This is a genomic window from Arthrobacter sp. FW306-06-A (assembly GCF_021870055.1).
In the GTDB taxonomy this organism is placed as follows: domain Bacteria; phylum Actinomycetota; class Actinomycetes; order Actinomycetales; family Micrococcaceae; genus Arthrobacter.
In genome coordinates this window covers 1,517,701-1,540,519 of record NZ_CP084552.1, presented here as the reverse complement: position 1 = coordinate 1,540,519, position 22,819 = coordinate 1,517,701, and the positions used below count along the sequence as shown (strand labels likewise).

Sequence of the window (22,819 nt, the reverse complement as noted above, 5' to 3'; positions counted from 1 at the left end):
CCGTGACATTGAGTCGCGGCAGTTCACGACGAAAGGACACTGATGTCCCTCCTCGATTCCGCCCCCTGGGACGGCAACATATACCTCAACGGCTGGCGCAAGGGCGGCGGCGGAACCGGAACCAGCGTTGAACCGGCCACCGGCGCCCAGCTGGGCAACTACGGGGTCGCCTCCGTCGAGGACGTCCGGGAAGCTGCCACCGCGGCTGCGAAGGCCCAAAAGGACTGGGCCGCGCGCAACCCGGAGGAGCGCGCCGCCGTGCTGCGCCGCGCCGGCCAGCTCTGGGAGGAGCACGCCGCGGAGGTCCAGGACTGGATCGTCCGGGAATCCGGCGGCATTGCGCCCAAGGCAGGGCTGGAAACCCACATTGCCGCGAACGAATGCTACGACGCCTCGGCGCTGCCCTCGCTGCCGGCCGGGGATGTGCTCACCTCCAACGAGAACCGCTGGTCCTTTGCCAGGCGCCGCCCCGTGGGCGTCGTCTCCGTGATCGCGCCGTTCAACTTCCCACTGATCCTCTCCATCCGCGCCGTCGCCCCTGCCCTGGCGCTGGGGAACGCCGTGCTGCTCAAACCGGATCCCCGGACCGCTGTCTGCGGCGGCGTCACCCTCATGCGGATCTTCGAGGAGGCCGGCCTCCCGCCGGGGCTGCTGTCGCTGCTGCCCGGCGGCGCGGACATCGGTGCGGCCGTGGTGGAGGCGCCGGAAGTTCGCGTCATCGCCTTTACGGGTTCGACGGCGGCCGGGCGGAAGATCGGCGAGACCGCCGGACGCCTGCTCAAGCGTGCCCACCTGGAGCTTGGCGGCAACAACGCACTGATCGTGCTGCCGGGTGCGGACCTGGCCAAGGCCGCGTCAGCCGCCGCGTTCGGATCGTTCATGCACCAGGGCCAGATCTGCATGGCCGCGGGCCGTCATATCGTGCACGAGGACATCTACGACGACTACGTTGCCGCGCTGTCGGAAAAGGCCGCCCACCTTCCGGTCGGTGACCCAAAGAGCGGCACCGTGGCGCTGGGACCGGTCATCGATGAGCGGCAGCTGCACCGCGTGGACGGCATCGTCCAGGAGGCAGTGAAGGGCGGCGCCCGCGTGGCGGCCGGCGGTACCCACGATGGACGCTTCTACCAGCCCACCGTACTGGTGGACCTCAAGCAGGACAGTCCGGCCTGGAAGGATGAAATCTTCGGTCCCGTGGCCCCGGTAACCAGCTTCTCCACCGTGGAGGAGGCAGTGGCCCTGGCCAACGACAGCGAATACGGCCTGTCCATCGGCATCCTGGGCGATGTCGGCATGGCCATGACCATTGCCGACCAGCTGGACTCCGGCAAGGTCCACATCAATGAGCAGACCGTGTCGGACGAAGCCAATTCGCCATTCGGCGGCATGAAGGATTCGGGCAACGGCTCACGGATCGGCGGCCACCACGCCAACATGGAGTCCTTCACCGAAATCCAGTGGCTCACCATGCGCCCGGACATCGCCCCGTATCCGTTTTAAGCTGGCGCTGCCGGTTCACCGGAAGCGCCTCAGACCGTGGCCAGGAAAGCCGCTGCCGGTCCTGCAAACGGAAGCAGGACCGGCAGCGGGCAACTGAGCCGTTCCCCTTATTCGACTTCCCCGGCGGCCACGGCCTCCGCGTACTTGGTGAGGTCCGGGCCCGGCTGGAAGTCCACGAACTGGCCCTTCAGCTTCTCGAACAGGAATTCGTACACCTTGTCCTTACCGGATCCGGACAGCGATGAAGCCGCCTCCCGGACCGCTTCCTGCAGTGCCCGGTCGGCATCCAGCAGGATCTTTTCCCGCGCCTGCTCGTTCCACTTGATGCCCTGCAGTTCCATGGGCCCCTCCTTGCGTCGACGGCTGGTACAGGAACGGCCGGGAACTTCATGGAAATTCCCGGCCGCGCCTGGTTCGAGTCTAGGCAGGTGGCGCCGGAGGGGTCCAGCCCCGCCCGTGGCCGGGAAGATTTACATGTGGACGTGCAGTCGGCGGGCTGCCTCGGAGATGGACCCGGTCAGCGACGGGTACACCGTGAAGGTGCTGGCGACGTCGTCCACGTGCAGTTTCTGCTTCACCGCAATGGAAATGGGGAAGATCAGTTCGGACGCGTTGGGTCCCACCACCACACCGCCGATCACGGTGCCCGAGCCCTTCCGCGCGAAGATCTTCACGAACCCGTCCTTGGCGTTGCGCATCTTGGCGCGGGCGTTGCTTCGCAGGGAGAGCTTGATGATGTCGGCCTGGTACTTGCCGGATTCGATCTCCGCCTCGGACACGCCAACGTTCGCGATTTCGGGCGAGGTGAAGATGTTGGACGCTACCTGGTGGAGCTTGAGCGGGGTGACGCCGTCGCCCATGAAGTGCGCCACCGCGATGCGCCCCTGCATGGCGGCCACCGAGGCCAGCGGCAGGACACCGGTGCAGTCACCGGCGGCGTAGATGTTGGGGGCCGTGGTGCGGGACACGCCGTCCACCTTGATGTGGCCGCTGTCGCTGACCGCCACCCCGGCCTCCTCCAGGCCGATGCCGGCGGTGTTTGGGATGGAGCCCAGGCACAGCAGGCAGTGGCTGCCGGTCACCTTGGTGCCGTCCGAGAGCGTGACCACCACGCCGTCGTCCGTGCGCTCGACGGTCTGGGCACGGGAGCGGGACAGGACCCGGACGCCGCGGCGTTCAAACACTTCCTCAAGGACCACTGCGGCGTCCACGTCCGAGCCCGGCAGCACGCGGTCGCGGCTGGAGACCAGGGTGACTTTGGAGCCGAGGCCGTTGTAGGCGGACGCGAATTCGGCGCCGGTTACGCCGGAGCCCACCACGATGAGCTCTTCGGGCAGTTCATCCAGGTTGTAGATCTGGGTCCAGCTCAGGATCCGTTCCCCGTCCGGGCGGGCCGTTTCCAGTTCGCGCGGGTGCGCGCCCACAGCCAGCAGGACGGTGTCCGCTTCGATCGTCTCGGTGCCATCAACGGTGAGGACCTCGATGGTGTGGCTGTCCAGGAGGCGGCCGGAACCGGCGATGATGCGGACGCCCTGCTTTTCGAGGCCGTCGCGGATGTCCTGCGACTGGGTGCGGGCCAGGTTAAGGAGGCGGTCGTTGATGTGCTTGAGGTCGGCGCGCATCACGGGCACAAAGTCGCCGCCGTCGACGTCGAACTTCACGCCCAGCTCGCCGGCCTCGGCAACGCGCGTCATCAGGTCCGCCGTGGCAATGAGGGTCTTGGACGGAACCACGTCCGTCAGCACGGCGGAGCCGCCCAGGCCCGCGCGCTCAACGATGGTGACCGTCGCTCCAAGCGAGGCGGCCACCATGGCAGCTTCGTATCCGCCGGGACCACCTCCCAGGATTGCGATCCGGGGGGAACTGAAATCTGGGTGCGTAGTCACAGTCATCCATTCTCGCCCATTTACCGCCTGACCACCAAGAAATCAGGGCATGCTGCGGGCCGCAGTGACAGGGGTAACAGGGGCGGCAGGATAACTTGTACTGGTGAGTACAACAGACTTCCTGAACACGGACCCGTTCGCCGCCGCCCGCGCCGCCGCTGACTACATCGCCGAGGAGACCGGCGTGGACCGCCACGACACCGCACTGGTCCTCGGCTCCGGCTGGGGCGAGGCCGCCGACCTGATCGGCGAGACCACCGCCACCCTGTCCGCCGAGGAAGTCCCCGGCTTTCACTCCCCTGCCGTCGAGGGCCACGTGGGCACCATCCGCTCCGTGCTGACCAAGGGCGGCAAGCGCGCCCTGGTCCTGGGCGCCCGCACCCACTATTACGAAGGCAAGGGCGTCCGCGCCGTGGTGCATGGCGTCCGCACCGCGGCAGCCGCCGGGTGCGGCACCCTGGTCCTCACCAACGGCTGTGGCGGGCTCAACGAGGCCTGGGCCCCCGGCACGCCGGTCCTGATCCGGGACCACATCAACCTCACCGCGGCCTCACCGCTGGAAGGGGCCACATTCGTGGACCTGACGGACCTCTACTCACCAAGGATCCGCGGACTTGCCCGCGAAGTGGATCCCACCTTGGACGAAGGCATCTACGCGCAGTTCCCCGGCCCGCACTATGAGACCCCGGCGGAAGTGCAGTACGCCAAGCGCATCGGCGCCGACCTGATCGGCATGTCCACGGCGCTGGAGGCCATCGCCGGCCGGCACGCCGGCATGGAAGTATTCGGCATTTCGCTGGTCACCAACCTCGCCGCGGGCATCAGCCCCCAGCCGCTGAGCCACCAGGAAGTCCTTGAATCCGGCGAGGCTGCGGGTCCCCGCATCTCAAGGCTGTTGGCCGACATCATCGCCCGGCTCTAGCAGGACCACGCACCCGGGTGCATCACGGCGGGGTGCAATGACGATAGCGTTGTGCCCATGACCACTGCCGATGCCGAACTCCGCCTGCTCGCCGAGGCCCGCGAATGGGCTGCCCAGGACCCGGACCCCGTAACCAAGGCGTCCCTCCTGGAGCTTGTCCGCCTTGCCGACGACGGCGATCCGGCGGCCCGGCAGGAACTGGAAGACAGCTTCCGCGGCACGCTGCAGTTCGGCACCGCCGGCCTGCGCGCCGCCCTGGGACCCGGGCCCAACCGGATGAACCGGGTGGTGGTGCGCCGCGCCGCGGCGGGACTCGCCGCTTTCCTGGTGGACGCCGTGGCAAAGGCGGCGGCCGGCACCCGGCCGCGCGCCGTCGTCGGCTATGACGCCCGGCATAACTCCGATGTCTTTGCGGAGGAGACGGCCGCGATCTTCACCGCGGCCGGTATCGAGACGTTTCTGCTGCCGGCCGCCCTCCCCACTCCCCTGCTGGCCTACGCGGTCCGCGCGCTGGACTGTGACGGCGGCGTCATGGTCACCGCCAGCCACAACCCCCCGCAGGACAACGGGTACAAGGTGTACCTGGGCCGGCATGCCGTGGCCGCGGACGGTGACGGTGCCCAGATCGTGGCCCCTTACGACGCCGAAATCGCTGCGCGCATCAGCGCGGTGAGACCGCTGGAATCAATTGCACTGGCAGCGGACGGGTGGACGGTCCTGGACGGCTCGCTGGCCGCCGGGTACGAACGGACGACGGCGGCACTCGCCATGGCGGAGCGCTTCCCCGCACGCGACCTGAAGATCGTCCTGACCCCGCTGCATGGTGTGGGCGGCGGCACTGCGCTGGACGTCCTGAAGGCGGCAGGTTTCACGGATGTCACCGTGGTGGCCGAGCAGGCGGAGCCGGACCCTGATTTTCCCACCGTCAGTTTCCCCAACCCGGAGGAACCCGGGGCGCTGGACCTCGCCCTGGAAGCGGCCGCGCGGCTGGATGCCGACCTGGTCATCGCCAATGACCCCGATGCCGACAGGGCTGCAGTAGCGGCGAAAGATCCTGACACCGGCGCCTGGCGGATGCTCCGCGGCGATGAAGTGGGATCACTGCTGGGCGCGCACATGGTGGCCCGGCTCGCGGACGGCGCCCCCGGCGACGAAGCCGACGGCCGGGGCGTCTTTGCCAATTCGATTGTTTCCTCCCGACTGCTGGCCCGCATCGCCAATGCTGCCGGCTTCGCGCACCAGGAAACACTGACCGGATTCAAATGGATCTCCCGCGTTCCCGGCCTGGTCTACGGGTACGAAGAGGCACTGGGATACTGCGTGGCGCCGGACTTGGTGAAGGACAAAGACGGCATCTCCGCCGCGGTCCTGATCGCCGAACTCGCCGCCACCGCCAAAGCCGCAGGCAAGACGGTCTTCGACACCCTGGATGAGCTGTACCTCCAGCACGGCCTGCACGCCAGCGACCAGCTCAGCATCAGGGTTGCGGACCTGGGGCTGCTGGACGCCATGATGAACCGCCTGCGCGTTTCGCCGCCGGAATCTTTCGGCCAGTCAGCGGTGGAGGTCTTCACCGACCTTGCCGAGGGCACCGCCCAGCTGCCGCCCACCGAGGGCCTGCTCTACATCACCCGGAACCTGACCCGGGTCATCATCCGGCCCAGCGGTACGGAGCCCAAGCTCAAGTGCTACCTGGAGGTCATCCACCAGGTGGGATCCGCCGCGGAGCTGCCGGCCGCACGCCAGGCGGCCCGGGCTTCCCTGGACGAGGTCCTGCACGACGTCAGCGAAGCGCTGGGGCTTTAACAGGTCACTAAGCACGAAAGGGGCGCCGGACTGTTCAGAGTCCCGGCGCCCCTTTTCCGGCTCCGGCGAATTACTGGAGACCCACCTCGACGAAGCCGTTGGTGACGCGGGTGGGGTACGCTGCGAGCCGCAGGCCGGGACTGGTGAAGCACTCCCCTGTCTCCAAGTCATAGACCTCCTTGTGCAGCGGCGAGGCGATGGTGGGCCTGGCACCCTTGGAGCCCAGGATGCCACGGGCCATGACGTGGGCTCCGGTGGCCGGATCCTCATGGGCCACGGCGAAGACTTCCTCCGGGCCGGTGCGGAAAAGCGCCACCTGGCGCCCTGCAACCAAGGCGGCCTCGCCCCACGCCGGTTCGAGGTCCTCAACCGCGCAGACACGGTGCCAGCCGGTCTCAAATCCAGCGAGGTCTGATTCGGCGGCGAGCGCCCCAAGTTCCAGTGTTGCCGTCATGTCCGGCTCCTTTCCCTGTGCCTGTTGTCCTTGCAGCGGCTGCTTTTGCGGCCGTGTCCCACGCTAAGGTCCAGGTGTTTCATAGGGGTGCGGTACATATGTCCGGCGCGTAAAAGAGACCTAACCCGGGTGGAAATGCATCCGTGATGCAGAAGTTAAGTTGACGAAACAATTGGGAAACTGAGGCGAAACTGCCCCTTCCTAGGCTGGAGGCACAAGCTGCAGAGCACCGTCTGCGGCCCATGCGAAAGGCCCACAGTGACCGAACAGACTTCAAGCACAGAGACTCCGCGCCGCATCGTCGTCGCCGGCGGCGGCCCCGCGGCCCACCGTTTTGCGGACGCCATGCATGCCCGGGGCCTCGACGGCTGGCATGTCACGGTCCTCACCGAGGAAGCCCACCTCCCCTACGACCGGGTGGCGCTCTCCAAGGCCCTCACCGATACCGGCGTGGACCTCACCCTGGGAACGGCCGGGATGTGGGAGCACGGTTCGCTGGTCCTAAAGACCGGCGAACGCGTGGTGAAGATCAACGCCGCGGCGAAGACGGTGGAAACCGCGGCGGGGAACTCCTACGTCTACGACGAGCTGGTGGTGGCCACGGGTTCGGACGCTGTCCGCCTGCCCATCCCGGGCGCCCAGCACGCGCACGTCTACCGGACACTCGAGGACGTCTGGGCCATCAACAAGGCCATCGCAGAGCTCACCGAAAAGCTGGGCCGCAAAATCAACGCCGTGACCATCGGCGGTGGCCTCCTGGGCCTCGAGTCGGCCGCCGGCACGGAGCAGCTCGGCGCCACTCCCGTGGTCATCAACGGTGCACCCTGGCTCATGAACACCCAGCTGGACGAGGGCGCCGGGCAGGCCCTTGGCCGCCTGATCGAGGCCAAGGGCTTCGAAGTGCACGGCGGCGTGTTCCCCAGCGAAATTTTGACGGACGACGACGGCCAGGTCACCGGCGTGCTGATGGCTGACGAACGCGTCATCCCGGCAGACCTCGTGATTGTCGCCGTGGGCGTCAGGCCCCGCGACGAGCTCTTCCGCGCGGCCGAGGGCGAGGAGCAGCTGTTCAGCCTGGGCCCGCGGGGCGGCGTGGCGATCAACGATTTCTGCGCCACCGAGGTCCCCGGCATCTGGGCCATCGGCGAGGTGGCCAACTTCGGCGGCATGTGCCTGGGCCTGGTGGCCCCCGCCAACACCATGGCCGAGATCGTCGCCGACCGGCTGCACGGCGGCGACGCCACGTTCCCGGGCTTCGACACCGCCACCAAGCTGAAGCTTTCCGGTGTGGACGTGGCCAGCTTCGGGGACGCCTTCGCCCGGACCGAACACGCTTTGGAGATCGTCTACGCAGACCCCGCCCGCGGTGTGTACCAGAAGATCGTCACCACTGACGACGCCAAGACCCTGCTGGGCGGCATCTTCGTGGGTGACGCCTCACCGTACATGAGCCTGCGTCCGCTCCTGGGCCGTGAACTTCCCGCCGAGCCCGGCGCTTTCCTCTCCGCGGCAGGCGGCGGAGAAGCTCCCGAAACCGAACTCCCCGACGACGCCACCCTCTGCTCCTGCAATAACGTCACCGCCGGGACCATCCGGGACACCATCAACGGCTGCGGAGCGTGTGAGGGGAATGCGCCGGTCCAGGAACTCGGCGAACTCAAGGGCTGCACCCGCGCCGGAACCCAGTGCGGTTCCTGCGTGCCAATGCTGAAGAAACTGCTGGAAACCGAGCTGACCAAGTCCGGCGTCGAGGTGTCCAAGGCCCTGTGCGAGCACATCGAGTTGTCCCGCCAAGAGCTGTTCGACGCCATCCGGGTCCTGGAACTGACCTCCTTCGAGGAGATCATGGCCAAGTACGGTACCGGCGCCGGCTGCGACATCTGCAAGCCCACCATCGCGAACATCCTCGCCAGCCAGAACAGCGCCTACGTCCTGGACGCCGGCCGCGGCACGCTGCAGGACACCAACGACCGTGCCCTGGCCAACATGCAGAAGGACGGGACCTACTCGGTGGTCCCGCGCATTGCCGGCGGTGAGATCACCCCGAAGAAGCTGGGCGTCATCGCTGCCGTCGCCGAGAAGTACGGCCTGTACACCAAGATCACCGGCGGCCAGCGGATCGACATGTTCGGTGCCCGGCTGGAGCAGCTCCCGGAAATCTGGAAGGAACTGGTGGATGCCGGCTTCGAATCCGGCCAGGCCTACGGCAAGAGCCTGCGCACTGTTAAGTCCTGCGTCGGGTCCACCTGGTGCCGCTTCGGCGTGCAGGATTCGGTGGCCATGGCCATCAAGCTGGAACTGCGCTACCGCGGCCTGCGCAGCCCCCACAAGCTCAAAATGGGCGTCTCCGGCTGCGCCCGCGAATGCGCCGAGGCCCGCGGCAAGGACGTCGGGGTGATCGCCACGGCCGACGGCTGGAACCTGTACGTCGGCGGCAACGGCGGCGCCACCCCGGCCCACGCCCAGCTCCTGGCCAAGGACCTGGACGACGAGACCCTCATCAAGTACATCGACCGCTACTTCATGTACTACATCCGCACCGCCGACCGCCTGCAGCGCACGGCCCGGTGGCAGGAGGAGCTCGACGGCGGCATCAAGCACGTTGAGGACGTGGTGGTCAAGGACACCCTGGGGATCGCCGCCGACCTTGAGTCCGCCATGGCCAGGCACGTGGACACCTACGTGGACGAATGGGCGGACACCCTGAAGGACCCCGAGCGGTTGCGCCGCTTCCGCTCCTTCGTCAACGCACCGGACCAGAAGGACGACTCCATCACCTTCGTCCCGGACGAGCGCGGCCAGATGCGCCCTGCCACCCCCGAGGAAAAGGGAAAGGTCCTGATCGGAGCCGCCATCCCGGTCCGCACGTCAACCACGGACAATACCGAAAAAGAGGCATAACCATGCAGCTCAGCATCGACCTCACCGGCCGGGACGTCCTGGTGGCCGGCACCGCCACTGCAGCGCGGCAGGCAGTGCGCCGCTACAAAGCCGCGGGCGCCGTCGTGCACCGCCTGGAGACCCCGCACAGCGCCGCCCTTACCCGGCTGCCGGAACAGTTGTTCCTGGTTGCAGCGGTCGCGGACGGACAGCCCGGCTGGGGCACATTGTTGGGCCGCTGCCGGGAAGCCGGCGTCCCCGTTGCCGCGGAGCCCGCCGCAGGGCCCGGAGGCAATGTCACCCTGGTGGGCGGTGGCCCCGGAACCCCTGACCTGCTCACCGTGGCGGCCGTCAAGGCGCTCCGGGACGCCGACGTCGTTTTCTATGACCGCCTGGCCCCGTACCAGGAGCTGCCGCTGCTGACCTCCGCCGAGCTTGTCGACGTCGGCAAGAAGCCGGGTCACCACAAGGTCAGCCAGGCGGACATCGAAAAACTGATGGTGGAAAGCGCGCTGGCCGGCAACAACGTGGTGCGCCTCAAGGGCGGCGACCCCTACGTCTTTGGCCGCGGCGGCGAGGAAGTGGCCGCCTGCGTGGCCGCGGGCGTCAAGGTCCAGGTAGTGTCCGGCGTCACCAGCGCCATCTCGGTGCCCGCCGCGGCAGGTATCCCGGTGACCCACCGGGAAGTCAGCCATCTGTTCACCGTGGTTTCCGGGCATGCCCCGCTCACCGAGAAGGAGCACCTGCACCTGGCTGGCCTGGGCGGCACAATAGTGGTGCTTATGGGCATCGGCACCCTCCACCAGCTGGCGGCAGGCCTCCGCCGCGCCGGCATGCGGCCGGACATGCCCATGGCCGTCGTGGAACGGGGCTACCGGCCCGGCCAGCGCACAACTGTCGCGGACCTGGGCACCATCACCTCCGCTGCTGCCGGCTGCAGCAACCCTGCAGTGCTTGTCATCGGCGAGGTGGTGCGGGTGGCTGAGGCCAACCGCGGGCACGCCGGCGCCGCCGCCGACCTGGACAGGTTGGCGGCTTCGCTGCTGGGATCATGAAAGGATTGACCCCCATGACTGCACTTGCACCGGTTGAACAGACGCAGGCCGAACCAACGCAGGCAGAAGCTGCTCCGGATGCCGCCGAGTCGCCGCTGGAGGGGTTCCGTATCGGCGTCACCTCTGACCGGCGGTCCCGGGACCTCATTGAGGCCCTGGAACGCCGCGGCGCCGAAGTCCTGCACGCGCCGGCGCTGAAGATCGCTCCCGTCCAGGAGGACATGCGCCTCATAGAAGACACCCGGGCCATCATCGCAGCCAAGCCGGACCTCTGTATCGCCACCACCGCTTACGGAATGCGCCGGTGGTGCGAGGCCGCGGACTCCTTTGGCATCGGCGACGAACTGTTGGAAACCCTCGGGAACTGCCGCATGTTCGTCCGGGGACCCAAAGCCCGCGGTGCCGTGCGGGCAGCCGGCCTTGCCGACGTCGGCATCAGCAGCGACGAAACCACCGCCACCCTGGTGGACATGCTGCTTGCTGAAGGCGTCCGCGGCAAGACTGTCGCCATGCAGCTGCACGGCTACACCGACGTGCGGCAGATCGAGCGGCTGCGGATGTCCGGCGCCACGGTCCTGACCGTCACGCCGTACCGCTGGGTGAAACCCGACGGCGAGGACCGGCTGCCCCGCTTGATCGAGGCTGCCTGCAGCGGAAACCTCGACGTCCTGACCTTCACCAGCGCCCCCGCTGTCGATGCCATGTGGAGCACCGCGCACGAGATGGGCCTGTATAAGCAGTTGGTGGAGAGCCTGAAACTGAACGTCACCACCGCCGTGGTGGGTCCCGTGACCGCGCAGCCGCTCCTGGACGCCGGCATCACACCGCTGATCCCCGAACGTTTCCGCATGGGCGCCCTCATCCGCCTGGTGTGCGAGCACCTTGCGCTGAACCACGTCCGCCGGCTGGAGACGCGCTCCGGAAACATCGAGCTCCGCGGCCGCTGCCTCCGCATCGACGGCCAGCAGGTGGAACTGGCGCCCGCTCCCCTGCTGCTCCTGCGCGCCCTGCTGGGTGCAGGCGGCGCAGTCCTGTCCCGTGAATCGCTCTCCGACCTGCTGGAACTCCGGGGATCCGTGCACGCGCTGGACATGACGGTGAGCAGGCTGCGTTCGTCGCTGCCGGACGGCAGGCTTATTGAGACCGTGGTCAAGCGCGGGTACCGGATCCGCGTCTAGTTGTACTGAGTCAGGACGTTGGTTACATCGTGAATAGGTGAAGACCTCTTAGGTTGGTGGTTACCACACACAGCCAACGACTAAGAGGTCTTCATGTCCCACCGTAATGCCCGGCTGACTCCGAACGGTAGACGGATCATCATCGAGCGTATCCTTGCCGGCCGTCCCGTCGCCCACGTTGCCAAGGAGATGGGTATCTCCAGGACCTGCGCGCACCGTTGGATCAGCAGGTACCGGGCCCACGGCTGGGCCGGCCTCGAGGACCGCAGCTCCCGCCCAAGGTCGTGCCCGAACGCAACCTCAGCGGAAGTCGTTGCGGATGTTCTGACCCAGCGCGTCGAGCACCGCGAGGGACCTGCGGACCTGGCCTTGCGCTGCGGCACGAGCGCCCGGACGGTCTCCCGGATCCTGGCCCGCGCGGGCATGCCCAGACTGTGGGACCTGGACCCGGTGACCGGGGTACGGATTCGGGCATCCCGGGCGACCGACCGCCGCTACGAACGCGACGCTCCCGGGGACATGATCCACATCGACGTCAAGAAACTGGGCCGAATCCCGGATGGCGGGGGCTGGCGGGCAGACCCGAATCAGTCTGCCCGCAATCATTCAACAGGCCACTCAAGGGTCGGTTTTGACTACGTCCACGTGGCCGTGGATGACCACTCCCGCTTCGCCTACGCCGAGGTCCTGCCCGATGAGAAAGGCGCGACCTGCGCAGGATTCCTTACCCGGGCCGCGGCAGCCATGGCAGCCCACGGCGCACCCGTCAAAAGGGTCATGACCGATAATGCCTTCGCCTACCGGCTCTCGAAAGATTTCCAGGACGCACTGACTGCGCTGGGCGCCAAACACATCCTGATCAAACCCCGCCATCCCTGGCAGAACGGCAAAGCAGAACGCTTCAACCGCACCCTCCAGGAAGGCTGGGCCTACCGTCAACCCTTCACCTCAAACCAGGCCCGCACAGACGCTCTGCAGCCTTGGCTAGACTTCTACAACAACCACCGGCCCCACGGCAGCCTCGGAGGCAACCCACCGATCAGCAGGTGCAACCAACCTACTGACTGAGTACATCTAGTCCGGTTTCGAGGGGTGCCGCCGGGGCGGAATGTGTCCTGCGGCCGCCGGATGAGAGGTGTGTCACGGGTTGTGTTACCGGCCGGTAAATACTGGCGAACACAGGGCCCTGAAACAGCAACTGCGGGGAAACCTGCCGGAAAAAGCGCAAGCCTACGCTGGGTCTCATCACAGAGTTCCGGCCGCCCGGCGGCCGCCAGCGAAAGGGCCAGCACATGTCCGCTCCGGCACCCTCCCAGTCCTCATCCACCGCAACCCGCATCGTCATCGCCGGTGCCGGACCCGCTGCCCAGGCCCTGGTGGCGCAACTGGACCGGGCCCGGTTCACCGGCACCATCACCGTGCTGAGCAACCGCGACGACGCCCCCGAGGAACTGCTGGAGCTGGCCATGCTCCCCCAGGTCTCCGTCCGGTTCGGCCAGCCCGCCAGCCACATCGACGCTGCCAACCGCACCGTGGCCACTGCTGACGGCATGGAATTCGCCTACGACCAGCTGGTGATTGCCACCGGATCAGCCCCCGTGGCCAGCCCGGTGGAGGGTGCCGCGCAGTGCCTGAGCTATGCCACCATCGACGACGCACCACGCGTCGCAAAGGGCGTGCAGAAGGTGGCCCGGGAGCTGGGCAGGCGCCCCGTGGGAATCCTGGTCGGGACCGGTGCGGCGGCAGGACAGGCCGAGGCAGTCCTGCGGGCCAAAGGCGTACGTCCCATCCGCACCACCGCCCGGCCGGCCGCCATCGTCCCTGCCGTCGTGTCCGGTCCAGCTTCCCGCGTATCCGCATCCGCGGTGGTCTTCGAAGACGGCAGCAGCATGACCGGGGACCTGGTCGTTTTAGCGGAGGAGCGCGTCTCCCGGGACGGCCTGGCGGCCAGCGCAGGCCTGCAGACGGCGGCAGCTGGCGGCATCGTCATCAGCCGCGACTACCGCACCTCGGTGCCGGGGATTTGGGCGATCGGGGACGCAGCAGCGTTCGACGGCGTGCGGCTGGGGCTGCTGGTGGCAGCCGCTTCGGCGGCGGGCACCTGTGCAACGCAACTGCTGTCGGCCGCTTCGGCTGCGCCGGCCCTGCAGGCGGCTGCCTGACGGGGTCACCTGCAGGCGGCTGCCTGACGGGGTCACCTGCAGGCGGCTGCCTGACAGGTCACCTGCCGGCAGTGCCTCCATGCTGGGGCCTGCTTTGGGTGCGCGCCGCTGTGACAAAATGGTTTCCGAAACCGAGTCAACGCCGGCCGCCAGGCCCTTCGAGAGGACCACCATGAGCAACGAAGCCACCGTGCACGCAGGCAACCCTGAGGCGGCCGGGGCCGCGAACATTGCCTCCTACATCGACCACACGCTGCTCAAGCCCGAAGCGTCGGAAGCTGACGTGCTGAAGGTCTGTGCAGAGGCGGCCGAGTACAAGTTCAAGTCCGTATGCGTGAACCCGATTTGGGTCAAGGCTGTTACCAAGGCGCTCAAGGGCTCGGGCGTCCTCACCTGCTCCGTGGTGGGCTTCCCCCTGGGGGCCACACCCACGGACGTGAAGTCGTTCGAAGCCCGCGGTGCGGTGCTGGACGGCGCCGATGAGGTGGACATGGTGATCAACATCGCCGCCGCACGGGCGAACGACAAGGGTGCCTTGACCGACGACATCGCGGGTGTGGCCGAGACCGTGCATGCGGGCGGGGCCATCCTGAAGGTCATCATCGAAACTGCCCTCCTGACGGACGAGCAAAAGGTGCTGGCCTGCCAGGCGGCGGTGGAAGGCGGAGCAGACTTCGTGAAAACCTCCACGGGCTTCAACGGCGGCGGCGCCACCGTCGAGGACGTAGCCCTGATGCGCAGGACAGTAGGCCCTGACCTGGGGGTCAAGGCCTCCGGTGGCGTACGGTCCCTGGCCGACGCGCAGGCTATGATTGCAGCAGGTGCAACACGAATTGGTGCCAGCTCCGGAATTGCCATTGTCAAGGGTGAACAGGGTTCAGCCGCCTACTGACCGGAACCGGAAGCCGCCACAGACCAAGCCCCGCGGGGCCGAGGAGGAACACATGTCCAGCCAGATCAACCCGTCCAGCCGGGACACGGCATCCAGCCAGGAACATGTCCGTACCCCGCAGAACGAAAACACCCTCGCGGGCAGCATTGTCCTCTTCGTGATCTGCTTCGCCCTGTTCCTGGGCTCCATCTACTCGCTGTCCTTCCTCAGCCTCGGCAACCCCTGGCCGATGGCCGTCTGCCTGGTCCTCTTCGCCCTGGCATTCTGGCTGCCGCAGACCATCTTCGGCCGCTCTGACTCAGCCGGCGAGCACTAACCCAAGTAGCTCGCAGTACTTGTCGTTTTGAGGCTTCATAACGACAAGTACTGCCACCCAGTTGGGACAGGCAGCAACATCAGTACGGACCCCGGACGCATCGTCCGGGGTCCGTTCTAGTATCAGCTGTTTGGCGGCTAGAACCAGAGCCTGATCCAAGCACCCGCCGCAGCGGCCACACGGCCCCAGTGGTGCTGGGCGATGGCCCACCCGGCCATCGTCATGCCCACCATCGCGTAGGCGCTGACCGGGATCAGCACCAGCCACTCCCGCTTGGAACCCGCCCGCCCCAGGAGGGGTACGGACAAGGCGCCGTTGGCCCGCCATACGTTCCGCAGCAGGGGCATGCGGCGCAGCATTTTGGGTGGCCGGACCACCAGAGGCCAAAGCAGCGGCACTCCCCCGGTGGTGATGAGGTCGCCCACGATGTGCACCACAACCCCGATCAGCATCGAGGTGGGCAGCCATGTCCACTGCTCCGGCGCGTAGACGGTGACCAGGCCGGCCATGACCAACGCGAAGATCCAGTTCGAGATAAAGCCGCTTTTGGGAAAGAGTTTCAGCGCCTTCGCTGCGATGTTGATCAGGAACATGCACAGCAGGCCGGCGCCGACGGACAGTCGGCCCCAGCCGGTGTCCATGTGGACCTGGGATGCCAGGCCGGCCAGGAATACGAACGCCGCCGCCCCCAGAATGGAATGCGTGCCCTGCCGGTGGCCGCCGCTGGCGTTTTCAATGCCGCGCGCTATCGCGTTGGACAGCGGCGGCAGTGCATGGGCCACCGTGCTTGAACGGTGGTCCCAGTCGCAGACCAGGGCCGTGCCGGCAGTGGTCATGCCGCCGATGAGGATCCCGGTGGGATCAAGCGGGTACCAGCCCAGGGTGTAGGGGCCGGTGGACGCAACAGCTACCCACGCCGCGGCTCCCGACGCGGCGTGGTGTCCTCCCATCAAGTGCTAGCTCACCGCCAATGGGGCATCGGAGAAGATGTTCCGGATCACGCCGTTGGCCCACTCCAGGATCTCGGCGTCCTGCAGGTCCCGGCCCCCGATCCGCGCCGTCTTGGGCTTCGGAATAAGCACCGCGTCCAGGGCAGGCTTGGACTGCGAGCCCGGGTACATCCGGTTCAGGCGCAAGGTCTTGGACTCCGGCAGCGTGGCCGGGGAGAACTTGATGAAGTTGCCCTGGAGCGCAACGTCGGACAGGCCCGCTTCGCGGGCACCGACCCGGAACCGTGCCACGGCCACCAGGTTCTGGGCCGGCAGCGGAAGTTCGCCGTAGCGGTCCACGAGTTCTGCCTGCACCTCATCGATGGCCTCGTTGGTGAGGGCGGCCGCGAGTTTCCGGTAGGCCTCCAGGCGCAGCCGCTCGCCGGGAACGTAGTCGTGCGGCAGGTGCGCGTTGACCGGCAGCTCGATCTTCATCTCCGCGGCCTTTTCTTCGGCTTCGCCGCGGAAGTCCGCCACGGCTTCGCCCACCAGGCGGATGTACAGGTCGAAGCCCACCCCTTGGATGTGGCCTGACTGTTCACCGCCCAGCAGGTTGCCGGCGCCGCGGATCTCCAGGTCCTTCATGGCCAGCTGCATGCCGGCACCCAGTTCGTTGTGCGCAGCAACGGCCTTGAGCCGTTCCAGCGCCACCTCGCCCAAGGGTTTTTCCGAGGGGTACAGGAAGTACGCATAGGCGCGTTCGCGGCCACGGCCCACACGGCCGCGAAGCTGGTGGAGCTGGGACAGGCCGTACTTGTCCGCCCCGTCCACGATCAGGGTGTTGGCGTTGGAGATGTCCAGGCCGGTCTCGATGATGGTGGTGCACACCAGCACGTCGAAGCGCCGCTCCCAGAAGTCCACGATGATTTGCTCCAGGCGGCTCTCGGACATCTTGCCGTGCGCCACCTCCACCCGGGCCTCGGGCACCAGTTCGCGGATCTTGGCCGCGGTCCGCTCAATAGTGGACACCCGGTTATGCACCAGGAACACCTGGCCTTCGCGCATCAGCTCGCGGCGGATCGCGGCGGAGGTCTGCTTGTCCGTGTACGGGCCCACGTAGGTCAGCACCGGGTGCCGCTCCTCCGGCGGAGTAGCCAGGGTGGAGGTTTCGCGGATGCCCGTGAGGGACATTTCCAGGGTGCGGGGAATCGGGGTGGCGCTCATGGCCAGGACGTCCACGTTGGTGCGCATCTTCTTCAGCGCTTCCTTGTGCTCAACGCCGAACCGCTGTTCCTCGTCCACGATCACCAGGCCCAGGTCCTTGAACTCGAAGTCCTTGGCCAGCAGCCGGTGCGTGCCGATCACGATGTCCACGGCGCCGCTCTTGACGCCCTCCGCCGTTTCCTTCGCTTCCTTGGCCGTCTGGAACCGGGACAGCGGCTTCACCCGCAGGGGGAAGCCGGAGAACCGTTCGGTGAAGGTTTCGTAGTGCTGCTGGGCCAGCAACGTGGTGGGCACCAGCACGGCCACCTGCTTGCCGTCCTGCACCGCCTTGAACGCGGCCCGCACCGCGATCTCGGTCTTGCCGTAGCCCACATCGCCGGACACCAGCCGGTCCATGGGGATCTCCCGCTCCATGTCAGCCTTGACCTCGTTGATGGTGGTCAGCTGGTCCGGCGTTTCCACATAGGGGAACGCTTCCTCCAGTTCGCGCTGCCACGGAGTGTCGGGGCCGAAAGCGTGGCCGCGGGAGGCCATGCGGGCCGAGTACAGCCGGATCAGTTCGCCGGCGATCTCCTTGACGGCCTTGCGGGCCTTTGACTTGGTGCTGGCCCAGTCCGCGCCGCCCATCTTGCTCAGCACCGGGGTGTCGCCACCAACATAACGGGTCACCTGGTCCAGCTGGTCCGTAGGCACGAACAGCCGGTCGCCGGGCCCGCCGCGCTTGGCCGGCGCGTACTCCAGCACCAGGTATTCGCGGACTCCGTCGCCACCGCCGGCAACCTTGCGCTGGATCAGTTCCACGAACCGGCCAATGCCGTGCTGTTCGTGCACCACATGGTCCCCCGCCACCAACTGCAGTGGGTCGACAGCGTTGCGCCGCTTGGAGGGCATCCGCCGCATGTCCTTGGTGGACCCGGCGGAGGTGCGGCCCAGCAGGTCGGCTTCGGTGAGCAGGCCCAGCTTGAGCCCGTCCAGGACAAAACCACGGCCGACGGCGGCAGTGGTCACCTCGATGATGCCCGGCTGGGGTTCGTGGTCAAGGCTGTCCACCCGGGCACAGGGGATATCGTTTTCGTGGAACAGCTCGGCCAGGCGCTGGGCCGGACCGGGGCCTTCGGTGGCCACCACGATCCGCCACTGGTCGCGGACGTGCGAACCAATGAAATCCATCATTTCCGCCACATCGCCCTGGTAGCCGCGGGGCTCCCGGGCGTGCAGATTCAGCACGTCGATCTCGGGCAGCAACTCCGCGTCCTGCGCCAGGGACGTGATGGACCACCAGGACACCCCGTGCGCCAGGGACGACGAACGGGTTTCGGCCAGCGAGCGGAAGCTGGCCGAATGAAGCGCCGCGCTGGCCTGGGAGCTGAGGTCCAAAGGTGCCGCCCCGCCGTCGGACGCCGTGGACCACGCCGCCTCAAGGAATTCCTCGTTGGTGGCAGCGAGGTCGTGGGCGCGGGTGCGCACCTTCTCCGGTTCAATCACCACGGCGATGGAATCGGCCGGCAGCTGGTCCACGAACGGCACCATGGCATCCACCAGCACCGGGGCCAGGGATTCCATGCCTTCCACGGCGATGCCGCCGGCGATCTTCTCCAGCATGTCCGCCGCGGCAGGAAGCTGGGACTTCAGGGTGGCGGCGCGGGACATCACGGCAGGGGTGATGAGGATTTCACGGCAAGGAGGGGCGTGCAGTTCCGTGGGGTGGTGGATGCCGGGTGCGGACAGCGAGCGCTGGTCGGCGACGGCAAACCATCGCATCTGGTCCACCTCGTCGCCGAAAAACTCCACGCGGATGGGGTGGTCTTCGGTGGGCGGGAAGACGTCGATGATGCCGCCGCGGACAGCGAACTCGCCGCGGTGGGTCACCATGTCCACCCGGGCGTATGCGGCGTCGGCCAGGCTCCTCACCACGTCGGTGAACGGAACGTCCTGGCCCACCTTCAGCGTGACCGGAACCAGGTCGCCCAGGCCGGCCACCACCGGCTGGACCACGGCGCGGACGGGCGCGACGACGACGCGCAGCCGGCCCGCCGTCGAGCTTTCCGGATGTGCCAGCCGACGCAGAACGGAGAGCCGGCGGCCAACCGTGTCCGAGCGGGGCGAAAGCCGCTCATGCGGGAGGGTCTCCCAGCTGGGGAACTCCGCCACGGAATCCACCGGAAGGTAGGCGCGCAGGGCGGCGGACAGGTCTTCTGCCTCGCGGCCTGTCGCCGTCACCGCCAGCACTACGCCCGGGCCCGCGCCGTCCGGGTTCTCTGCCTGGGCGGCAGCCGCAAGCCCGTCCGCCATCTCGGCCAACAGCACCGGGCGCAGGCCGGCCGGAGCACTGATCTGGTAATCCTGGCCGCGGACGGCAAAGCCCCGGGCGGCCTCGGCGCGGACGCGCGCGAAGGTCGTATCCGGCTCAAGTGCGCGGCGCAGTCCGTCCAACGAAGGAGTGCTGGAGGTGCCCGTGCTGGATGGGCCGGCTGCGGACTGGCCGGGAAGACTCATGGTGAAAGCTCCTGTGGTGTTCATCAAGGACAAGCAGGCAACACGAAAGCCCGAAATTCGCTGCGAATCCCGGGTACTCCCAGCCTACCGCGCAGGAACGACATGGCAGCGCGGCACCAACCCCGGCGGGAATACATGCAGGGTGGCAGGGCACGGGCGCTGTAGCGTGGGCGCTTTGGGCCTGGGTATTTTGGTCACAGTATTTTGGCCGGTGCAGCAGTCCGGAGGGGGCCGCCGCTCCGAACCACCAGGGACGAATCGGGCCACGACCGCCAGGTGCCAGGACGAACAGGAGCAAGCATGACCGATATGAATGCCCAGGCAACACCCAAGCACGCAACACCAAAGAGCGTCCTTGTCACCGGTGCCACCGGCTACATCGGCGGACGGCTTGTACCCCGGCTGCTGGAGGCAGGCCACCAGGTGAAGGTGCTGGTCCGCTCCCCTGACAAGATCGCCGGGGTCCCGTGGCGCGACAAAGTGGAGGTGGTGGAAAGCAGCCTTGACGACGGCGATGCCCTCCGCGAAGCCCTGGCCGGCGTCGACGTCTTCTATTACCTGGTGCACTCCATGGCCGCGGGCGCGGGATTCGAAGCGAAGGAAAAGGCGATGGCTGCCACCGCCGCGGAGGCGGCGGCCGCCGCCGGGGTGGGCCGGATCGTGTACTTGGGCGGGCTGCACCCCCAGGATGTAAAGCTCTCCACCCACATGCGGTCGCGGGAAGCAGTGGGCAAGGTTTTCCTTGACAGCCCGGTGGACGCCATCGTGTTCCAGGCCGGGGTGGTGATCGGGTCCGGCTCCGCCTCCTTCGAGATGATCCGCCACCTCTCCGAAACGCTGCCGCTGATGCCGGCTCCCAGCTGGGTACGCAACAGGATCGAGGCCATTGCCGTACGGGACGTGCTGTATTACCTGGTGTCCGCCGCCTCGCTCGAAGGCCCGATCAACCGGACCTTCGACATCGGCTGCCGGCAGGTGCTCACTTACGCGGGGATGATGAAGGAGTATGCCGCGGAAGCGGGCCTGCCGTACCGGGTGGTGCTGGCGCTGCCGGTCCCGGCGCCCAAGCTGGCAGGCATGTGGGTGGCGCTGACCACCCCCATTCCCCTCTCCATGGCCGTGCCCCTGGTGCAGTCGCTGCAGCATGACGCGGTGTCCAACGAGCATGACATCGACCAGTACATTCCACAGCCCGACGGTGGCCTGACCCCCTACCGGACGGCGGTGGCCCTGGCGCTGGGCAAGGAGCGGGACGGCCAGGTGGAAACCACCTGGGCCAGCGCCGGCGCCGACTCCGATCCCCTTCCCAGCGACCCCGAGTGGGCAGGGCACAAGGTGTACATCGACGAGCGGACCTTCCACGGGGACGTGGACCCGGCACATGTCTGGACCATTATCGAGGGCATCGGCGGGCGCAACGGCTGGTATTCGCTGCCCCTGGCCTGGCAGGTCCGGGGGTGGCTGGACAAGCTCACGGGCGGCGCCGGGCTGCTGCGGGGCCGCCGGCACCCCCACACGCTGGCAGCCGGAGAAGTGGTGGACTGGTGGCGGGTGGAGCGGATCGAGCGCGGAAAGCTGCTGCGGCTGCGGGCTGAGATGCGGGCACCGGGACGGGCATGGCTGGAGCTGTCCGTGGAGCCCGACGGCGGCGGCAGCCGGTACCGGCAGCGCGCCATCTTCTTCCCCAAAGGCCTGAGCGGACGGCTCTACTGGTTGGCCGTGCTTCCCTTCCACAGCCTGATCTTCCCGGCCATGGCACGGAACATCACAGCGGCGGCGCAGAAATTGGCCGATGCGGACCGGGCCGGGGTAACCCCGTAGGATGTTGGAGGCGTAAATCCTTTCCCCACGTCCCAGGAGGACCCATGGCGCTGAGCGCAACCACCACCCTTCCGCACTCCGTTGACAGCGTTGCCGCTGTGCTGGTGAACGAGGATTTCCAGCGCCACGTCAGCCAGCTGGTGGGCGGCAGCCTGGAGTCCTTCACCCTTGACGGGGACATTGCAGGAGCCTTCAACACCACGTCCGTGCGCACCCTTCCCACCACGCGGCTCCCTGAGATCGCCCGCAAGTTTGTTGGTGAGCACCTCAAGGTGACCCAGGTGGAAAACTGGGAAGCCCCCGCCGCGGACGGCTCACGCCAGAGCAACATCTCGCTGAAGATCGCCGGCGCCCCCGTGGATGTCACCGCCGTCCAGCGGCTCGTGGCCGACGCCGGCGGAACCCGAGTGGAGCTGGAGGGCGCCGTGAAGTCCTCCGTCCCGTTCCTGGGCGGCAAGATCGCCGATGCGGCCGAGCCGATGGTGGCCAAGGCACTGAACCTGCAGGCCGCACAGGCCCAGGCCTGGCTGGAAAGCCACTAGCCCATGCAGCTTCCGGTCTTCGCTGCGCTGGTCCTCATCGTCGCCGGCGTCTGGTCCCTGGTGGTCTGGCCGCAGTTCCTGCGCCGCGTCATGAAGGATCCGCGTGCCCGCGACGCCGCCGGCAAGGCAGCGAAGTTCCTGACCGTCCATGTGGTGCTGGTGAGCATCTCGATGGTGCTGGGACTTGCCACTGCCGTGATCGGCGTCCTCGGCCTGCTGGGCTGACCACGCACACGAAACAGCCCGGGCCTTCCTTCTGCTGAGGGAGGACCCGGGCTGTTTGCTTTGCTGCTCAGGCTGCCTGGTTGAGGGCGTCCTCGGCGGCGACCCAGGAAATCATGGCGCACTTGACCCGGGCGGCATAGCGGGCCACTCCTTCGAACGCTGCCGCATCACCCAGCAGTTCAGGATCGGCATGGACCTTGCCCCGCGAGCGCAGCACTTCCCGGAAACTGTCGATAACCTCATGCAACTCCGCCACTGACATGCCCTCGGCGAGGTCGGTGAGGACCGAGGCGGAGGCCATGGAGATGGAGCAGCCGGCCCCGTCCCAGGCAATCTGGGCCACCTTGCCGTCCTGGACGGCAAGCCGGAGGGTCACTTCGTCCCCGCACACCGGGTTGAGCTGGTGTGACTGGCCGGTGGAGCTGCCCTGGGGTGCGTCGGTGGCGGCGAGCCCGCTGCCGTGGCGGGCCTTGGAATGGTCCAGGATGATCTGCTGGTACAGCTGGTCAAGGCTCATGTGTCAACTTTCAT

Annotated in this window: 19 protein-coding genes; 13 read left to right on the top strand and 6 right to left on the bottom strand. The window is 67.4% G+C overall.

Features of this window, described 5'->3' with window-relative positions:
- The first annotated feature begins 42 nt into the window (after positions 1-42).
- Positions 43-1,500: a benzaldehyde dehydrogenase gene (locus tag LFT49_RS07120; protein WP_236801765.1), complete on the top strand. Its 1,458-nt coding sequence runs from the start codon at positions 43-45 to the stop codon at positions 1,498-1,500.
- A 107-nt stretch (positions 1,501-1,607) separates the two neighbouring features.
- On the opposite strand, the gene LFT49_RS07115 is transcribed toward LFT49_RS07120, so the two are convergent.
- Together LFT49_RS07115 and LFT49_RS07110 are read right to left on the bottom strand one after the other, a co-directional pair.
- Positions 1,608-1,841, bottom strand: a complete 234-nt coding sequence (locus tag LFT49_RS07115; protein ID WP_236801764.1) for a hypothetical protein — start codon at positions 1,839-1,841, stop codon at positions 1,608-1,610.
- Positions 1,842-1,970: 129 nt separating this feature from the next.
- The gene (locus LFT49_RS07110; RefSeq protein WP_236801763.1) at positions 1,971-3,386 is read right to left on the bottom strand and encodes an NAD(P)H-quinone dehydrogenase; all 1,416 of its coding nucleotides are present in this window, start codon (positions 3,384-3,386) and stop codon (positions 1,971-1,973) included.
- Between the two features lie 103 nt (positions 3,387-3,489).
- Here LFT49_RS07110 and LFT49_RS07105 point away from each other — a divergent pair, with 103 nt between their 5' ends.
- Both LFT49_RS07105 and LFT49_RS07100 read left to right on the top strand, forming a co-directional pair.
- Positions 3,490-4,308 carry a purine-nucleoside phosphorylase gene (locus LFT49_RS07105; protein ID WP_236801762.1) on the top strand — a complete coding sequence of 273 codons (819 nt, stop codon included), beginning with the start codon at positions 3,490-3,492 and terminating at the stop codon, positions 4,306-4,308.
- Between the two features lie 57 nt (positions 4,309-4,365).
- Entirely contained in the window at positions 4,366-6,114 is a 1,749-nt protein-coding gene (locus tag LFT49_RS07100; RefSeq protein ID WP_237430152.1) for a phospho-sugar mutase, read from the top strand.
- Between the two features lie 70 nt (positions 6,115-6,184).
- On the opposite strand, the gene nirD is transcribed toward LFT49_RS07100, so the two are convergent.
- Positions 6,185-6,568 carry a nitrite reductase small subunit NirD gene (gene nirD / locus LFT49_RS07095; protein ID WP_237430151.1) on the bottom strand — a complete coding sequence of 128 codons (384 nt, stop codon included), beginning with the start codon at positions 6,566-6,568 and terminating at the stop codon, positions 6,185-6,187.
- Positions 6,569-6,826: 258 nt separating this feature from the next.
- Here nirD and nirB point away from each other — a divergent pair, with 258 nt between their 5' ends.
- The 7 genes from nirB to LFT49_RS07060 all read left to right on the top strand — a co-directional run bounded on the left by nirB (position 6,827) and on the right by LFT49_RS07060 (position 15,051).
- Positions 6,827-9,469 carry a nitrite reductase large subunit NirB gene (gene nirB, locus LFT49_RS07090; RefSeq protein WP_237430150.1) on the top strand — a complete coding sequence of 881 codons (2,643 nt, stop codon included), beginning with the start codon at positions 6,827-6,829 and terminating at the stop codon, positions 9,467-9,469.
- A 2-nt stretch (positions 9,470-9,471) separates the two neighbouring features.
- Positions 9,472-10,503, top strand: coding sequence for a uroporphyrinogen-III C-methyltransferase (gene cobA / locus LFT49_RS07085; protein WP_236801755.1), 1,032 nt, complete (start codon positions 9,472-9,474; stop codon positions 10,501-10,503).
- Between the two features lie 14 nt (positions 10,504-10,517).
- Positions 10,518-11,681 (top strand): uroporphyrinogen-III synthase, encoded by a 1,164-nt coding sequence (locus tag LFT49_RS07080; RefSeq protein ID WP_236801754.1) that lies wholly within the window; start codon positions 10,518-10,520, stop codon positions 11,679-11,681.
- A 93-nt stretch (positions 11,682-11,774) separates the two neighbouring features.
- A complete protein-coding gene (locus tag LFT49_RS07075) occupies positions 11,775-12,749 on the top strand; it encodes an IS481 family transposase (protein WP_237428856.1) in 975 nt (324 codons plus the stop codon).
- A 224-nt stretch (positions 12,750-12,973) separates the two neighbouring features.
- Positions 12,974-13,843 (top strand): FAD-dependent oxidoreductase, encoded by an 870-nt coding sequence (locus LFT49_RS07070; RefSeq protein ID WP_236801753.1) that lies wholly within the window; start codon positions 12,974-12,976, stop codon positions 13,841-13,843.
- A gap of 172 nt (positions 13,844-14,015) precedes the next feature.
- Positions 14,016-14,735: a deoxyribose-phosphate aldolase gene (gene deoC / locus LFT49_RS07065; RefSeq protein ID WP_236801752.1), complete on the top strand. Its 720-nt coding sequence runs from the start codon at positions 14,016-14,018 to the stop codon at positions 14,733-14,735.
- A gap of 52 nt (positions 14,736-14,787) precedes the next feature.
- Positions 14,788-15,051: a hypothetical protein gene (locus LFT49_RS07060; RefSeq protein WP_236801751.1), complete on the top strand. Its 264-nt coding sequence runs from the start codon at positions 14,788-14,790 to the stop codon at positions 15,049-15,051.
- A gap of 137 nt (positions 15,052-15,188) precedes the next feature.
- Here the strand turns inward: LFT49_RS07060 and LFT49_RS07055 are convergent, their stop codons facing one another.
- Both LFT49_RS07055 and mfd read right to left on the bottom strand, forming a co-directional pair.
- Complete coding sequence (locus LFT49_RS07055; protein ID WP_236801750.1) at positions 15,189-16,001, bottom strand: metal-dependent hydrolase; 813 nt, start codon at positions 15,999-16,001, stop codon at positions 15,189-15,191.
- A 6-nt stretch (positions 16,002-16,007) separates the two neighbouring features.
- Positions 16,008-19,700, bottom strand: coding sequence for a transcription-repair coupling factor (mfd, locus tag LFT49_RS07050; RefSeq protein WP_236801749.1), 3,693 nt, complete (start codon positions 19,698-19,700; stop codon positions 16,008-16,010).
- 300 nt (positions 19,701-20,000) lie between these two features.
- Here mfd and LFT49_RS07045 point away from each other — a divergent pair, with 300 nt between their 5' ends.
- The 3 genes from LFT49_RS07045 to LFT49_RS07035 are packed head-to-tail and all read left to right on the top strand — an operon-like array spanning position 20,001 to position 22,288.
- Positions 20,001-21,521, top strand: a complete 1,521-nt coding sequence (locus tag LFT49_RS07045; protein ID WP_236801748.1) for an SDR family oxidoreductase — start codon at positions 20,001-20,003, stop codon at positions 21,519-21,521.
- A gap of 44 nt (positions 21,522-21,565) precedes the next feature.
- The gene (locus LFT49_RS07040; protein WP_142130626.1) at positions 21,566-22,063 is read left to right on the top strand and encodes a DUF2505 domain-containing protein; all 498 of its coding nucleotides are present in this window, start codon (positions 21,566-21,568) and stop codon (positions 22,061-22,063) included.
- Positions 22,064-22,066: 3 nt separating this feature from the next.
- Positions 22,067-22,288: an SCO4848 family membrane protein gene (locus LFT49_RS07035; protein ID WP_237430149.1), complete on the top strand. Its 222-nt coding sequence runs from the start codon at positions 22,067-22,069 to the stop codon at positions 22,286-22,288.
- A gap of 67 nt (positions 22,289-22,355) precedes the next feature.
- Here LFT49_RS07035 and sufU read toward each other — a convergent pair whose 3' ends face one another.
- Positions 22,356-22,805 carry a Fe-S cluster assembly sulfur transfer protein SufU gene (gene sufU, locus LFT49_RS07030; RefSeq protein WP_236801746.1) on the bottom strand — a complete coding sequence of 150 codons (450 nt, stop codon included), beginning with the start codon at positions 22,803-22,805 and terminating at the stop codon, positions 22,356-22,358.
- Positions 22,806-22,819 lie beyond the last annotated feature (14 nt).